This window comes from Roseateles sp. P2_H4, from assembly GCF_056403315.1.
The window spans coordinates 46,124-59,725 of sequence record NZ_JBFUFR010000037.1 but is presented as its reverse complement, the minus strand read 5'-3'; the positions used below and the strand labels follow the sequence as shown (position 1 = coordinate 59,725).

Sequence of the window (13,602 nt, the reverse complement as noted above, 5' to 3'; positions counted from 1 at the left end):
GTGCTGGCCAGCGCGAAGCCGGCCATCGCCGCGGCGCCGCTCCAGGGCGAACCCGACAGCCCCGCCAGCAGCAGGGCCGCGTGCAGCAAGCCGCAGGGCATCGCCACCCAGGCCACGCCCACGGCGAAGGCGTGGCGCGGCTGCGGGCGCCAGCGCACGGCCCCCAGCCACGCCGGCACGCGGCCACGCGCCAGCAGCGTGAGGCCGAACAGCAGCAGCGCCGCCTGCAGCAAGGCCCAGGCAGGTTGCAGCAGCGTGACGCTCTGGGACGCGCGTGCCAGCGCTGCGGCGGACGCCGCCGCCACGGCGCCGCCAGCCGCGTAGCCCAGCAGCCGGCCGGCCAGCAGCTTGGTCGGCTGCCGGCCGGCGGCCAGTGCGCAGGGCGCACTGCACATGGCCGCGCAATGCGGCATGCCGGCCAGGCCCATCAGCGTGACTGACGCGATGAGCGCAGCATCGAGCGCCATCAGATGATCTTGGAGAAGCGCTCGCGGCTGGCGTCGGCCTGCAGATAGCGGTCGAAGACCAGGGCCACGGCGCGCACGAAATACCAGCCCAGCGGCGTGAGCTGGATGGCGCCGGGTTCCAGCACGACCAGGCCCTGGTCCGCGAGCTGGCCGAGGCGCTCGAACTCGGGTGCGAAGTAGGCGGGCACGTTGACGAGGTAGGACGCCGCGATGGACTCGAACTCCACGCGGCCCTGGCACATCAGCGCCATGATGACGGCGCGGCGCAGCAGGTCATCGCGCGTCAGGGCCAGGCCGCGCTGCACGGGCAGCTGGCGTTGACGCAGGGCGTCCTCGTACTCGTCCATGGTCTTGGCGTTCTGCGCATAGGTGGCGCCCACGCGGCTGATGGACGACACGCCCAGGCCGACGAGGTCGCAGTCCGGCTGCGTGGAATAGCCCTGGAAACCGCGGTGCAGCAGGCCCTGGCGCTTGGCCACGGCCAGCGAGTCTTCCGGCAGCGCGAAATGGTCCATGCCGATATAGGTGTAGCCCTCGCCCAGCAGCGCACTGATCGCGCCGGACAGCATGGCCAGCTTGTCACCCGCAGGGGGCAGCAACTCGGCCACGATGCGGCGCTGCGGCTTGAAGCGCTGCGGCAGGTGGGCATAGGCGTACATCGCGATGCGGTCCGGGCGCAGTTCCGCCACCTGGGCGATGGTGCGGGCGAAGCTCGCCGGTGTCTGCAGCGGCAGGCCGTAGATCAGGTCGACGTTGGTGGATGAGAACCCCAGTTCGCGGGCCCGCAGCATCAGCGCGGCCACCTGCTCCAACGGCTGCACGCGGTGCACGGCCTTCTGTACGGCGGCATCGAAGTCCTGCACACCGAAGGACAGGCGGTTGAAGCCCAGGCCACGGAGATGCGCCAGCCGCGCGGCGTCCACCGTGCGCGGGTCCACCTCGATGGACAGCTCGGCACCCGGCAGCAGCTTGAAGCGCCGGTGCAGCGCGTCCATCAGCGAGCTCAGCTCGGTGTCGGACAGGAAGGTCGGTGAGCCACCGCCCAGGTGCAACTGCGATACCGGCGCCGTGCCTCCCATGGCCTCGGCGACCAGGTCCATCTCCACTTCCAGCGCGGCCAGGTAGGGCTGGGCGCGCTCATGGTGCTTGGTGATGATCTTGTTGCAGGCGCAGTAATAGCAGAGCTGCTCGCAGAACGGGATGTGGACATAGACCGACAGCGGCTGCGCCGTGCCGCGCTGGCGCAGCGCCTGCAGGTGCTGAGGCCCCTGGTAGGCCTCGACCAGGCGGTCGGCGGTGGGATAGGACGTGTAGCGTGGGCCGGCCACGTCATGGCGGCGCAGCAGGTCGGCATCGATGGGGCGGTCTGTGACAGCGGGCATGCCCTCACTGTGCCGACAGGAACAACCCAGGGCGTTGATCCAGGTCAAGGCCGCTGCGGGTGCCGCCGAGAACAATGTGTTCCATGCTGACCACCCTGACTAGCCCGATGAGCGTGCCGATCACTCCCGACATGCCCTCGAAGCCCTGCTCCGCGCTCGAGCCCCTCAAGGTGGCCTGCGCCAGCTGCAATCTGCGGGAACTCTGCCTGCCCGTGGGCCTGAACGCCGGCGAGCTGCAGAAGCTCGACGGCCTGGTGGAGAAGCGCCGCAGCGTGCAGCGTGGCGACCACCTGTTCCGCAACGGCGACCGCTTCGAGGCCCTGTACGCGGTGCGCACCGGTTTCTTCAAGACCTGCGTCGGCAGCGAGGACGGCCGCGAYCAGGTSACCGGYTTCCAGATGGCMGGCGAGCTGCTSGGSCTGGACGGCATCAGCAGCGACCACCACCACTGCAACGCGGTCGCGCTGGAGGACTCTTCCGTCTGCGTGATCCAGTACCGCGACCTGGAAGCCCTGTCGCGCGAGTTCAACGTGCTGCAGCACCAGTTCCACAAGATCATGAGCCGCGAGATCGTTCGCGACCACGGCGTCATGCTGCTGCTGGGCAATATGCGCGCCGAGGAGAGGCTCGCGGCCTTCCTGCTGAACCTGACGCAGCGCCTGCAGGCGCGCGGATTCTCGGCGTCCAGCCTGGTGCTGCGCATGACGCGCGAAGAGATCGGCAGCTACCTCGGACTCAAGCTGGAGACCGTCAGCCGCACCTTCTCCAAGTTCCAGGAGGACGGGCTGATGGAGGTCAAGCAGCGCCAGTTGCGCATCCTCGATCAGGCGGGGCTGCAGGCGCTGGTCAACAACTCCCGGGTTTGAGTTGAAGCCCCTCGTCCAGCCCGGCCCTGCTGAACGCGGGCAGAGCTGGCCGGTCCCCCGAGGGGACGGCGATGCTTGCGGCATTGAGCCGCAAGCACATCGCCCAAGCGGGCCGGCTTGGGGCGGCCCGGCGCTCGGCCCGGAAATCTGGGGTCACGCGAAAAAAAGGCCCCGCGGGGGCGCGCGGGGCCTCGAGATCGAAGGTGACGGCGATCAGCCGACCTTGATCTCGTTGCGCACTTCCTTCACGCCCGGCACGGCCGACACGAGCAGCACGGCCTTCTGGGCCAGGTCTGCCGTGGGCGCCGCGCCCTTCAGCACGATCACGCCGGCGCTGGTGCTGCTGACGGTCAGCGGCAGCGCCTGCAGGTCCTTGTCCTTTTGCAGGGCGGCCTGGGCCTGGCTGGTGATGGCGGCGTCACCTGCCGGCTGAGCCTGCGCGACCTGTTGGTCCGGGGCCGGTGCTTGATCGGCCGCAAAGCTCGCGGTCGCGGCACCCGCCATCAGGGCGGCAGTCAGCAGTCGGGCGAAGGTGGATGTTTGTCGCATGCAAATCTCCTGAGGATGCGTGAATCGAAGGCGGCACCGGGTGGCGCCACAAACGGCTTAGCGCAAGGCCTGTGCCAACCTGCGATTTCCCTTGCAGATCAAGCACTTGCCAAAAAACTCGGGGGTGAACAGCGGCCCAGGGCGGCACTTTTGTCGCCGGGTGGCGACAGGCTGCGCGGCTGCGGCGCTAAGCGCTTGATTCGTCTGACAGTTTCCTGTCGCCGGATGCCGACGCGGGCGCTAGGGGGGCCGCCTCCGCACGGAACAACTGCGGGTCCAGGCCATGCTTTTGCAGCAGGCGATAGAACTCGGTGCGGTTGCGGTCGGCCAGGCGCGCCGCCTCGGCCACCTGGCCCGAGGTCAGCTTCAGCAACTGGTTCAGGTAGTCGCGCTCGAAGCGCTGCTTGGCATGCTGGTAGTTCAGCACTTCGGCCGGCGGCATCTGCAGCGCGCGCTGCACCTGGGCCAGCGGCAGCAGCGGTGCTGTCGCCAGCACGCAGACCTGCTCGACGACGTTGTAGAGCTGGCGCACATTGCCCGGCCAGGGCGCCGTCACCAGGGCCTCCAGCGCATCGGGTGCAAAGCCCTTGACCGGCTTGCGGTGGCGCTCGGCCAGCGTCTGCAGGAAATGCTGGGCCAGCAAGGCGATGTCCTCGCGCCGCTCGGCCAGTGCCGGCAGGCTCAGCTTGACGACATTGAGCCGGTAGTAGAGGTCAGGCCGGAACAGGCCCTCCGTCATCGCCAGTTCCAGGTCGCGGTGCGTGGCCGACAGCAGGCGCACATCCACCGCCACGGCGTCATTGCTGCCCACCGGCCGCACGACGCGCTCTTGCAGCACCCGCAGCAGCTTGACCTGCAGGGCCAGCGGCATGTCGCCGATCTCGTCGAGGAAGACCGTGCCGCCCTCGGCCGCCGGGATCAGGCCCTGTCTATGCCCTTGCGCGCCGGTGAAGGCTCCCTTCACATGGCCGAAGAGTTCGGATTCGAGCAGGGCCTCCGGGATGGCGGCGCAGTTCACCGCAATGAAGGGCTTGGCCGCGCGCGGGCTGGCCTTGTGGATGGCGCGGGCCAGCAACTCCTTGCCGCTGCCGCTGTCGCCGGCGATCAGCACGCTGGCATCGGTGCCCGCCACCAGGCGCGCCTCGGCCAGCACCTCGGCCATGCGCGGGCTGCGGCTGATGATCTCGCTGCGCCAGGCGCCATCGCCGCCAAAGGGCGCGGGACCGGGCCGGTTCAGCAGCAGGGCCTGGTTGATCTTGTCCAGCAGCTCCTTGCCGTCATAGGGCTTGGTCAGATAGGCATGGGCGCCGCGCGTCGTCGCCTCGACGGCATCGGGGATGCTGCCGTGGGCGGTCAGCAGGATGACGGGCAGCGAGGGGTGGCGGGCGCGGATCTCGTCGAACAGGGCCAGGCCGTCCAGGCCGGGCAGGCGCACATCGGTGATGACGAGGGCCGGCAGCTTGACGGCCAGGTGGGCCAGCGCCGCCTCGGCGCTGGAGACGGCCTGCACCGCGTGGCCGGCGGCCGTCAGGCGCATCGTCATCAGGCGCAGCAGGTCGGTGTCGTCGTCGACGACGAGGATGGTGGCTTGTGCCGTCATGCAGACTCCTGTCGGGTCTCGCGGGGCGAGCGCCGGGCCGCTCCCAAGCCGGCCCGCCTTGGGTGATGTGCTTGCCGGTCGATCCGGCAAGCATCGCCGTCCCCTCGGGGGCTGAGGCCGGACACATTACGTCCGGTGGACGTGATGTGCCTGCCGAAGCGCTGCGGCCCTGACCACAGCGCGGTCCCAGGCCAAGGTACTCCTTGGACGAGGGGTTTCATTTCGCGCCCGGCTTGGCCGGCAGCGTCTGCTCGATGGCCTTCAGCGCTTCGAGCTTCTCGTTGAGCTGTTCGTTGCGGCGCTGGGCGTCGCGCAATTGTTGGCCGAGCTTGTCGAGGTTGTCCTGCAGCCGGCGTTGCTCGGCCAGCCGCGTGCTCATCAGGGAGGCCAGCGGCTTCAGGGGTTCGAGCAGCGGGTCGGTCGACGTGCCGAGCGCGTCGAGCTGGGCGGCGGCCTGGGCCTGCTCGGCGGCGCTGCGGCCCTGGCCGAGCTGCCAGGCCTTTTGCAGATCGGCCGCATAGCCCTGCAGGGCCTTGACGCCCTCGTCGTTGGCGGGCGGCGGCGCGGCCGGCTCCGGGCAGACCGGCGCAGGCGGCGCAGCTTGTGGCGAGGGTGCCGGCGTCTGGCAGGCAGCCAGCAGCAGCAAAAGGGCAATCTCAAGCAGTCTTCGCATGGGGAATCTCGATCCGGAAATGGGCACCGCGCGCGCTGGCCAGCAGCCGGCAGCTGCCGCCATGGGCCTGCACGACCTCGCGCACGATGGACAGGCCGACACCACTGCCGCGACGAGCGCCCGGCGGCTGGTGACGGCCTTGGTAGAAGGGGTCGAAGATGCGTGGCGCGTCCTCGGCCGCCACGCCGCTGCCCTCGTCGGCGCAGTCGATGCGCACGCCGGCCGCGTCATGCGCCAGCGTCAGCGTCACGCTGCCGCCCGGCGGGCTGAAGCGCACCGCGTTGACGAGCAGGTTGGCGAGCACGGCCGCCAGCTTGTCGCCGTCTACGAGCACCTCGCATTCGGCCGCGTCGATGCGCATCTGCAGGTCCTTGGCCCGCCACAGCAGCCGCTGATCGTCGACGACACGTTCCAGCAGCGCCTTCAGCTCCACGGGACGGCGGCGCAACTGCTGGGCGTCGGACGCCAGCGCCTGGTAGCTCAGCAGGCCCTCGATCTGCAGCTGCAGGGCCGCGCTGTTGTCGCCGAGGATGCGCACGATCTCGGCCTGGTCGGCCGTCAGCGGCCCGGCCACGCCATCACGCAGCAGGGCCGCGCCCTCGCGGATGGAGGCCATGGGCGTCTTCAGCTCGTGCGAGATGTGGCGCACGAAACGGGTCTTGTCGGACTCCAGCGTCGCCAGGCGCTGGCGCAGCCACTCCAGCTGGCGGCCCAGCCGGCGCAGGTCGACCGGGCCGCTGATCTGCACCGGTTCATCGAAGTGGTTGTCACCGAGCCGGCCGATGGCCGCCTCGACATGGGTCAACGGCCGCAGCAGCCAGTGACCGAAGCTGAAGGCCAGCAGCACCGCCAGCACGCTGGCACCGACGACGAGGGCGCTGATGAGCCGGCGCTGTTGTTCCAGCTCGGCCAGCACGGCATCGCTGCGTCTGTCCATGGCCTGCTGGCTCTGCTGCGCCAGCGCCTGGTTGATGCCATGCAGGCGCGCGAACAGCGGGGTCAAGCGCTGCAGGGCGGGCTGTCGCAGTCGGCCGGGCGTTTGCAGGATGCGCCAGGCGGCATCGGCCTGGGCGCCCCAGTCGGCGAAGAGCTGGTGCGTCGCCGGCTCGGTCAACGCATGGGCGAGTTCGGACTGCGTGTCGCGCGCCTCCTGCCAGGCGGCCTGGAAGCGCTCGCGCAAGGCCCCGTCATCCAGCACCAGGAACTGGCGCGCGCTGCGCTCCATCGCCACCGTGCGCTCGGCCAGGCGCTGCACCTGGGCCGTCAGGGCGGCGGCGTCCTGAGAGGCTTCGCGGCCCTGCAGGGCCACATGCTCCAACGCCAGCATGGCCTGGGCCGCGGCACCGCCCAGGGCCATGGCGATCAGCAGGAAGACCGCGAGCAGGCCCTGGCGGAAGGACAGGCCGCGCAGGCCTTCGTTGCGCAGGCGCTGCCAGGCCGAGTCGGCGCTGGACGTGGGCTCGGGTCGGGGATGGGCGGGCGCGGTGAGGGAATCGACAGACATCGTGCAGGACGCGCCGCATGCTAAGAGGCCCTCCGCCGCAAGGCCCTCCCCAGCTTCGCATCCATTGCAACAGCAGGAAACGGCGCTTGACCCCTTCCATGCTGCGGCGCAGCAAACGAGGCGTAGGATGAGTCTCATGCGTCCCCAAGTCCTCATCATCGGCTGCGGCTTCGGCGGCCTGGAAGCGGCGCGTGCCCTGCGCACCGCTGAAGTCGACGTCACCGTCGTCGACAAGACCAACCACCACCTCTTCCAGCCCCTGCTCTACCAGGTCGCGACCGCCGGCCTGTCGGCACCGTCCATCGCGGCGCCCATCCGCCATCTCTTCCGCAGCCAGCGCAATGTGACGACGCTGCTCGGCGAGGTCACCGGCATCGATGCCGCGGCGCAGACGGTCACGCTGAAGGACGGCGCCCTGCTCCGCTGGGACCATCTCATCGTCGCCGCCGGCGCCACGCACAGCTATTTCGGCCGCGACGACTGGGCCGAGCACGCGCCGGGCCTGAAGACGCTGGACGATGCCTTCGAGATCCGCCGCCGCGTGCTGATGGCCTTCGAGGCAGCGGAGCGCGAAGACGATCCGGCCCGGCGCGCGGCGCAGTTGCAGTTCGTCGTCGTCGGCGCCGGCCCCACCGGGGTCGAGCTGGCCGGCACCTTCGCCGAGATCGCAAGGCACACGCTGCCGGGCGAGTTCCGCCGCATCGACCCCAGGCAGGCCCGCGTGCTGCTGGTGGAAGGCGGCCCGCGCGTGCTGGGCGCCATGCCCGAGCGCCTGAGCGAACGCGCCCGCGAGCAGTTGACGGCACTGGGCGTGGAAGTGCACCTGGGCGCCCGCGTCAACGGCATCGACGCCGAGGGCCTGGACGTCACGACGGCCGCCGGGCCCGAGCGGCTGCACAGCCGCTGCGTCGTCTGGGCAGCCGGCGTGGCGGCCTCCCCGCTGGGCCGCGCGCTGGCCGATGCCACCGCTTGCACGCTGGACCGCGCCGGCCGTGTCGTCGTCGAGCCCGACCTGAGCCTGAAGGGCTTTCCCAACATCCAGGTCATCGGCGACCTGGCGGCCGCGCAAAGCCATGCACCGGGCAAAGAGCCCAGGCCGGTGCCGGGCGTGTCGCCCGGTGCCAAGCAGATGGGCCGCTGCGCCGCGGCCAACATCAAGCGCCACCTGCGCGGCGAGGCCACGCAGGCTTTCCGCTACAGCGACTACGGCAACCTCGCCACCATCGGCCGCAACAGCGCCGTCGTGGATCTGGACACGCCGGCCGGTCCGCTGCGCTTCTCAGGCTATTTCGCGTGGCTGTTCTGGCTGTTCGCCCACGTCTACTTCCTGATCGGTTTCCGCAACCGTTTTGTTGTGCTGTTGGACTGGGCCTGGGCCTACTGGACCTATGACCGGGGCGCACGTGTCGTTGCCAACGCAGGGCTCAGCGAGGCCAGCCCGGTGCGTGACGTGAAGGCCTGACCTCGCCGCCGGGCAAGTTGACGAGCAGCAGCGCCAGGCTGCTGCCCAGCGCGACGACGGCCCAGAAGATCAGGAAGCTGACGGTGTAGACCGCCTGGGCCGATAGCTGCACCGGCGCGGCGCCGAACCAGCGCAGTTCGGCGGGGTCGACGACCGCGAACACCAGGGCTTCCAACACGCCGGCCGCGAGGAAAGACGCCCAGGCCACGGCCATCGCAAAGCGCTTGATGCGCGAGGGGCCGCCGGCACCGTTCATTGYGTCAGGCCCGCGGTGCCGGTGGCTGCATGGTTGCGCGCGACAAGGGCCGGCACGGGGTCACCTTCGCGAGCCCGCAGGTCGGCGGGCTCGGTGTCGTCGGCGGCCGTGGCCGTGCTGTGGCGCAACGCCAGCGGCGGGTCGGGGTGGCGGATGGCCAGACTCAGCGTGAAGAAGCTGGCGACGACGACCGCCGCCGGGCCGGACACGACGAGCCAGACCATGGGCTGGCGCCAGGGCGATGCGGGGTTGGGAAGGACTTTCATGTGGAGCTCCCGCCGCTCAACGCGGCACGACGAAGGTGGATTTCTCGGCGACGGTTTCGTCATCGCCATTGCCGTCGGTTTCGCGTTGCACCCGCAAGGTCAACGGATGGGCGCCGGCCTTCAGGGCCTGCGCGGCTTCGGGCGGTATGCGCAGTGACACAGCCACCCAGCGCGCCTCGGCGGGGCCGATCTCGATGGCGGCCGTCTGGTTCAGAGTCAGCCCGGGCAGGCCATCGGCGGCCAGGCGGTAATGCTGGGTCGCCTCGGTCGCGTTCATGATCTGCAGCCGGTAGACGTTTTCGATCCAGCCGTCCTCCACCAGCCGCGCCAGCGCCGCGCGATCACGCACGACATCGACGCGGAAGCTGTACCGCCCGAGCAGGTTGAACAGCACCCCGCCGCAGATCAGCAGCAGCACGGTGCTGTAGACCAGCACGCGGGGCCGCAGCACCCGGCGCAGGCGCTGGCCGCGGCCCAGATGCTGTTCCAGCCCGTTCTCGGTGTCGTAGCGGATCAGGCCGCGCGACGTGCTCATCTTGTCCATGACGCCGTTGCAGACGTCGATGCAGGCCGCGCAGCCGATGCATTCGTACTGCAGGCCCTCGCGGATGTCGATGCCGGTAGGGCAGACCTGCACGCACAGCCCGCAGTCGATGCAGTCGCCCACGGCTTCAACACGCGCCTCGCCCTTCTTGCCGCGCAGCGTGTTCCTGCCGCGCGGCTCACCGCGCCCGGTGTCATAGCTGATGATCAGCGTGTCGCGGTCGAACATCGCGCTCTGGAAGCGCGCATAGGGGCACATGTATTTGCAGACCTGCTCGCGCATATAGCCTGCATTGCCATAGGTCGCGAAGCCATAGAACAGCACCCAGAAGGATTCCCAGGGGCCCAGGCCCAGCGCCATCACTTCGCCCGCCAGCGTGCGGATGGGCGTGAAGTAACCGACGAAGGTGAAGCCCGTCCACAGGCCGATGGCAATCCAGCCCAGCTGCTTGCCGCCCTTGCGCCACAGCTTGTTCCAGTTCCAGGGCGATTTCTGAAGTCGCAGGCGCGCGTTGCGGTCGCCTTCGAACCAGCGCTCCACCAGCATGAAGATCTCGGTGTAGACCGTCTGCGGGCAGGCATAGCCGCACCAGACCCGCCCCGCCACGGCCGTGAACAGGAACAGGGCGAAGGCCGAAATCATCAGCAGGGCCGCGAGGTAGATGAAGTCCTGCGGGTAGAGCACCAGGCCGAAGACGTAGAAGCGCCGCGCGGCCAGATCGAAAAGCATGGCCGGCCGATCGCCCCAGCTCAACCAGGGCAGCCCATAGAAGACCGCCTGCGTCAGCGCCACGAAGGCCCAGCGCCAGCGCGCGTAGAAGCCATCCACCGCGCGTGGGTGGATCTTGTCCTCGGAACGGTAGAGCCGGATGACGGCTTCGGAATCGGCCATGAGTTACTGAGACAGGCCCCACACGTAGGCGGCCAGCACCTTGATCTGCTCGGGCGTCAGCCGCTCGCCGTGGGCCGGCATGACGTTGTGCTTGCCGTTGTTGACCATGGCCATGACGGCGTCCTCGCCCCAGCCATGCAGCCAGACCTTGTCGCTGAGGTTGGGCGCGCCCAGGGCCGGGTTGCCCTGGCCGCCCGGGCCGTGGCAGGCCGCGCAGGCGGTGAACTTGGGCTTGCCGAGCTGCGCATACAGCGCGTTGTGCGGGCTGCCCGACAGCGACAGCACATAGTGGGCGACGTTGCGCACGTCCTCGCTCGTGCCCACCGCCGGCGCCATGACCGGCATATTGCCCTCGCGGCCCTCGGTGATCGTCTGCGTGATGGTCTCGAAGCTACCGCCCCAGAGCCAGTCCTTGTCAGTCAGGTTGGGGAAGCCCTTGGAGCCCTTGGCATCCGAGCCATGGCACTGGGCACAGTTGTTGGCGAACAGGCGCTCACCGATGGCATGGGCCTTGGGGTCGTGGGCCAACTGCTCGGCCGTCAGGCCGGCAAAGCCGGCATACACCGGGGCCATGGTCGCGCGCTGCTGCGCCTGATCAGCGGCGTGCTCGCCCACGCTCGTCCAACCCAGCTTGCCGGCGCTGCTGCCCAGGCCCGGGTAAAAGGCCAGATAGAAGCCTGAGAACACGATCGTGAGCACGAACAGGCCCATCCACCACAGCGGCAGCGGGTTGTTCATCTCGCGCAGGTCTTCGTCCCAGACGTGGCCCGTCGTGTTGTCGGCGGCCGAAGGCTGGCGCCGGCTCGCGATGATGAGCAGCACGATGCAGGCCACCAGGCCCAGCACGGTAGAGGCGGCGACAAAGATCGACCAGCCCTGGTTGAAGAAATCGCTCATTGATCATCTCCCTTGAGCGCCAGATCAGCCGCAGCCTCGAAGCGGCCACGCCAGGCCCAGACGACGATGCCGATGAAGACGGCCAGCGACACCAGGGTCACGGCCACGCGCAGTTCATTGATTCCCACGGGAAGCCTCCTTGGCCGAAGTGCCCAGCACCTGCAGATAGGCGACGAGGGCGTCCAGCTCGGTCTTGCCGGCGGCGGCCTGGGCCGCGCCCTGGACCTCGGCGTCGCTGTAGGGCGCACCCAGGGTGCGCAGGGCGCCCAGCTTGGCCGGCAAAGCCGCGGCATCGACCGGCGCATTGACCAGCCAGGAATAGGCCGGCATGTTGGACTCGGGCACCACGTCGCGCGGGTTGTTCAGGTGGATGCGGTGCCAGTCGTCGCTGTACTTGCCGCCCACGCGGTGCAGGTCGGGCCCGGTGCGCTTGCTGCCCCACTGGAAGGGCCGGTCGTAGACGAATTCGCCGGCCGTCGAGTAGGGGCCGTAGCGCAGGGTCTCGGCCAGCAGCGGGCGGATCATCTGCGAGTGGCAGTTGTAGCAACCCTCGCGGACATAGATGTCGCGGCCGGCGACCTGCAGGGCCGTGTAGGGCTTGAGGCCGGGCGCCGCCTGCGTCGTCGAGCGCTGGAAGAACAGCGGCACGATCTCGACGAAGCCGCCGACGACGACCGTCAGCAGCACCAGGACGATCATCAGCAGATTGCTGGTCTCGATGCGCTGGTGGCCGGTGACGCGTTCAGTTTGGGTGGTCATGTCGGCTCCTTCAGGCGTGGGCCAGCACGGCGGGAATGCGCACTTGCTGCGGTTGGCCGGCTTGCATGGTCTTGATGACGTTCCAGACCATCACCAGCATGCCGCTGAGGTAGAGGAGGCCGCCAAGCAGGCGCGCCACATAGAAGGGCCAGGTGGCCTTGACGCTCTCCACGAAGGTGTAGACCAGGGTGCCGTCGGGGTTGACCGCCCGCCACATCAGGCCCTGCATGACGCCGGCGATCCACATCGCCGCGATATAGAGCACGATGCCCAGCGTCGCGATCCAGAAGTGCAACTCGATGGCGCGCTTGGAGTACATCTGCGTGCGGCCGAACATGCGCGGGATCAGGTGGTACAGCGACCCCATCGAGATCAGGCCCACCCAGCCGAGCGCGCCACTGTGCACATGGCCCACGGTCCAGTCGGTGTAGTGCGACAGCGCGTTGACCGTCTTGATCGACATCATCGGACCCTCGAAGGTCGACATGCCGTAGAAGGACAGCGAGACGATGAGGAACTTCAGGATGGGGTCGTCGCGCAGCTTGTGCCAGGCACCGCTGAGCGTCATGATGCCGTTGATCATGCCGCCCCAGCTCGGCGCCAGCAGCACCAGGCTGAAGATCATGCCCACGCTCTGCGCCCAGTCCGGCAGCGCCGTGTAGTGCAGGTGGTGGGGGCCCGCCCACATATAGGTGAAGATCAGCGCCCAGAAGTGGACGATGGACAGCCGGTAGCTGTAGACGGGGCGCTCGGCCTGCTTGGGGATGTAGTAGTACATCATCCCGAGGAAGCCCGCGGTCAGGAAGAAGCCCACCGCGTTATGGCCGTACCACCACTGCACCATGGCGTCCTGCACGCCGGCATAGGCCGAATAACTCTTCCACAAGCTGACCGGCAGCACCGCGCCGTTGACCAGGTGCAGCAGCGCCACGGCGAGGATGAAGGCGCCGAAGAACCAGTTGGCCACGTAGATGTGGCGGATCTTGCGCCGCCCCACGGTGCCGAAGAAGACGATGGCATACGACACCCAGGCGATCGTGATCAGCACGCCGATGGGCCACTCCAGCTCCGCATATTCCTTGCCGCGCGTGATGCCCAGCGGCAAGGTGATGGCGGCGCCGACGATGACGGCCTGCCAGGCCCAGAAGTGGAACCACGCCAGCATGGGCGCGAACAGCCGCGTCTGGCCGGTGCGCTGCACGACGTGGTAGCTGGTGGCCATCAGCGTGCAGCCACCGAAGGCGAAGATGACCGCGTTGGTGTGCAGGGGGCGCAGCCGGCCGTAGCTCAGCCAGGGGATGCCGGCACCCAGCTCGGGCCAGGCCAGCTGGGCGGCGATGAAGACGCCCACGGCCATGCCCACCACGCCCCAGAGCACCGCGGCCAGCGCGAATGCGCGCACCGGCCCGTCCTCGTATGTCGTCCCAGGCGCTGCCGGGACCCTGTCGTTCGCCATTGCGACTCCTTCAGTCTGATGCGAACGATT

The 13,602-nt window shown here is 69.0% G+C and carries 15 protein-coding genes; 2 read left to right on the top strand and 13 right to left on the bottom strand.

Annotated elements, in window-relative coordinates; translation table 11 throughout:
• Together AC1DW3_RS23835 and hemN are read right to left on the bottom strand one after the other, a co-directional pair.
• Positions 1–467 (bottom strand): urease accessory protein UreH domain-containing protein (locus tag AC1DW3_RS23835; RefSeq protein WP_477935568.1); only part of this gene is annotated, 467 nt, incomplete at its 3' end.
• Entirely contained in the window at positions 467–1,849 is a 1,383-nt protein-coding gene (hemN, locus tag AC1DW3_RS23830; RefSeq protein WP_477935566.1) for an oxygen-independent coproporphyrinogen III oxidase, read from the bottom strand. The genes hemN and AC1DW3_RS23835, both read right to left, overlap by 1 nt.
• Before the next feature lie 107 nt (positions 1,850–1,956).
• Here hemN and fnr point away from each other — a divergent pair, with 107 nt between their 5' ends.
• Complete coding sequence (fnr, locus tag AC1DW3_RS23825) at positions 1,957–2,715, top strand: fumarate/nitrate reduction transcriptional regulator Fnr (protein ID WP_477935570.1); 759 nt, start codon at positions 1,957–1,959, stop codon at positions 2,713–2,715.
• A 213-nt stretch (positions 2,716–2,928) separates the two neighbouring features.
• On the opposite strand, the gene AC1DW3_RS23820 is transcribed toward fnr, so the two are convergent.
• The 4 genes from AC1DW3_RS23820 to AC1DW3_RS23805 form a co-directional block, all read right to left on the bottom strand.
• On the bottom strand, positions 2,929–3,264 hold the full coding sequence (locus AC1DW3_RS23820; protein ID WP_477935564.1) for a BON domain-containing protein: 336 nt from the start codon (positions 3,262–3,264) through the stop codon (positions 2,929–2,931).
• Positions 3,265–3,451: 187 nt separating this feature from the next.
• Positions 3,452–4,864, bottom strand: a complete 1,413-nt coding sequence (locus AC1DW3_RS23815; protein ID WP_477935562.1) for a sigma 54-interacting transcriptional regulator — start codon at positions 4,862–4,864, stop codon at positions 3,452–3,454.
• Between the two features lie 217 nt (positions 4,865–5,081).
• Positions 5,082–5,537: a hypothetical protein gene (locus tag AC1DW3_RS23810; RefSeq protein WP_477935560.1), complete on the bottom strand. Its 456-nt coding sequence runs from the start codon at positions 5,535–5,537 to the stop codon at positions 5,082–5,084.
• Complete coding sequence (locus AC1DW3_RS23805; protein WP_477935558.1) at positions 5,521–7,041, bottom strand: sensor histidine kinase; 1,521 nt, start codon at positions 7,039–7,041, stop codon at positions 5,521–5,523. Before AC1DW3_RS23805 ends, AC1DW3_RS23810 begins: the two co-directional genes overlap by 17 nt.
• Before the next feature lie 136 nt (positions 7,042–7,177).
• Here AC1DW3_RS23805 and AC1DW3_RS23800 point away from each other — a divergent pair, with 136 nt between their 5' ends.
• Positions 7,178–8,503, top strand: a complete 1,326-nt coding sequence (locus AC1DW3_RS23800) for an NAD(P)/FAD-dependent oxidoreductase (protein ID WP_477935556.1) — start codon at positions 7,178–7,180, stop codon at positions 8,501–8,503.
• Here the strand turns inward: AC1DW3_RS23800 and AC1DW3_RS23795 are convergent.
• From AC1DW3_RS23795 to ccoN, 7 genes are read right to left on the bottom strand one after another with little or no spacing between them, the layout of a single operon-like run.
• On the bottom strand, positions 8,466–8,759 hold the full coding sequence (locus AC1DW3_RS23795; protein WP_477935554.1) for a hypothetical protein: 294 nt from the start codon (positions 8,757–8,759) through the stop codon (positions 8,466–8,468). The two genes, AC1DW3_RS23800 and AC1DW3_RS23795, sit on opposite strands and share 38 nt — an antisense overlap.
• Complete coding sequence (locus AC1DW3_RS23790) at positions 8,756–9,025, bottom strand: hypothetical protein (RefSeq protein ID WP_477935552.1); 270 nt, start codon at positions 9,023–9,025, stop codon at positions 8,756–8,758. Before AC1DW3_RS23790 ends, AC1DW3_RS23795 begins: the two co-directional genes overlap by 4 nt.
• 16 nt (positions 9,026–9,041) lie before the next feature.
• Positions 9,042–10,460, bottom strand: coding sequence for a cytochrome c oxidase accessory protein CcoG (gene ccoG / locus AC1DW3_RS23785; protein ID WP_477935551.1), 1,419 nt, complete (start codon positions 10,458–10,460; stop codon positions 9,042–9,044).
• Positions 10,461–10,463: 3 nt separating this feature from the next.
• Positions 10,464–11,357, bottom strand: coding sequence for a cytochrome-c oxidase, cbb3-type subunit III (gene ccoP / locus AC1DW3_RS23780; protein WP_477935549.1), 894 nt, complete (start codon positions 11,355–11,357; stop codon positions 10,464–10,466).
• Positions 11,354–11,485: a cbb3-type cytochrome oxidase subunit 3 gene (locus AC1DW3_RS23775; protein WP_477935547.1), complete on the bottom strand. Its 132-nt coding sequence runs from the start codon at positions 11,483–11,485 to the stop codon at positions 11,354–11,356. Before AC1DW3_RS23775 ends, ccoP begins: the two co-directional genes overlap by 4 nt.
• Complete coding sequence (gene ccoO / locus AC1DW3_RS23770; protein WP_477935545.1) at positions 11,472–12,116, bottom strand: cytochrome-c oxidase, cbb3-type subunit II; 645 nt, start codon at positions 12,114–12,116, stop codon at positions 11,472–11,474. Before ccoO ends, AC1DW3_RS23775 begins: the two co-directional genes overlap by 14 nt.
• A gap of 10 nt (positions 12,117–12,126) precedes the next feature.
• Complete coding sequence (gene ccoN / locus AC1DW3_RS23765; RefSeq protein ID WP_477935543.1) at positions 12,127–13,572, bottom strand: cytochrome-c oxidase, cbb3-type subunit I; 1,446 nt, start codon at positions 13,570–13,572, stop codon at positions 12,127–12,129.
• Positions 13,573–13,602: the final 30 nt, after the last annotated feature.

Coding starts and splice junctions, on each gene's coding strand:
- hemN (WP_477935566.1), bottom strand. CDS start 1,849: ATGCCCGCTGTCACAGACCGCCCCATCGATGCCGACCTGCTGCGCCGC.
- AC1DW3_RS23810 (WP_477935560.1), bottom strand. CDS start 5,537: ATGCGAAGACTGCTTGAGATTGCCCTTTTGCTGCTGCTGGCTGCCTGC.
- AC1DW3_RS23805 (WP_477935558.1), bottom strand. CDS start 7,041: ATGTCTGTCGATTCCCTCACCGCGCCCGCCCATCCCCGACCCGAGCCC.
- AC1DW3_RS23815 (WP_477935562.1), bottom strand. CDS start 4,864: ATGACGGCACAAGCCACCATCCTCGTCGTCGACGACGACACCGACCTG.
- ccoO (WP_477935545.1), bottom strand. CDS start 12,116: ATGACCACCCAAACTGAACGCGTCACCGGCCACCAGCGCATCGAGACC.
- ccoN (WP_477935543.1), bottom strand. CDS start 13,572: ATGGCGAACGACAGGGTCCCGGCAGCGCCTGGGACGACATACGAGGAC.
- AC1DW3_RS23795 (WP_477935554.1), bottom strand. CDS start 8,759: ATGAACGGTGCCGGCGGCCCCTCGCGCATCAAGCGCTTTGCGATGGCC.
- AC1DW3_RS23800 (WP_477935556.1), top strand. CDS start 7,178: ATGCGTCCCCAAGTCCTCATCATCGGCTGCGGCTTCGGCGGCCTGGAA.
- ccoP (WP_477935549.1), bottom strand. CDS start 11,357: ATGAGCGATTTCTTCAACCAGGGCTGGTCGATCTTTGTCGCCGCCTCT.
- ccoG (WP_477935551.1), bottom strand. CDS start 10,460: ATGGCCGATTCCGAAGCCGTCATCCGGCTCTACCGTTCCGAGGACAAG.
- AC1DW3_RS23820 (WP_477935564.1), bottom strand. CDS start 3,264: ATGCGACAAACATCCACCTTCGCCCGACTGCTGACTGCCGCCCTGATG.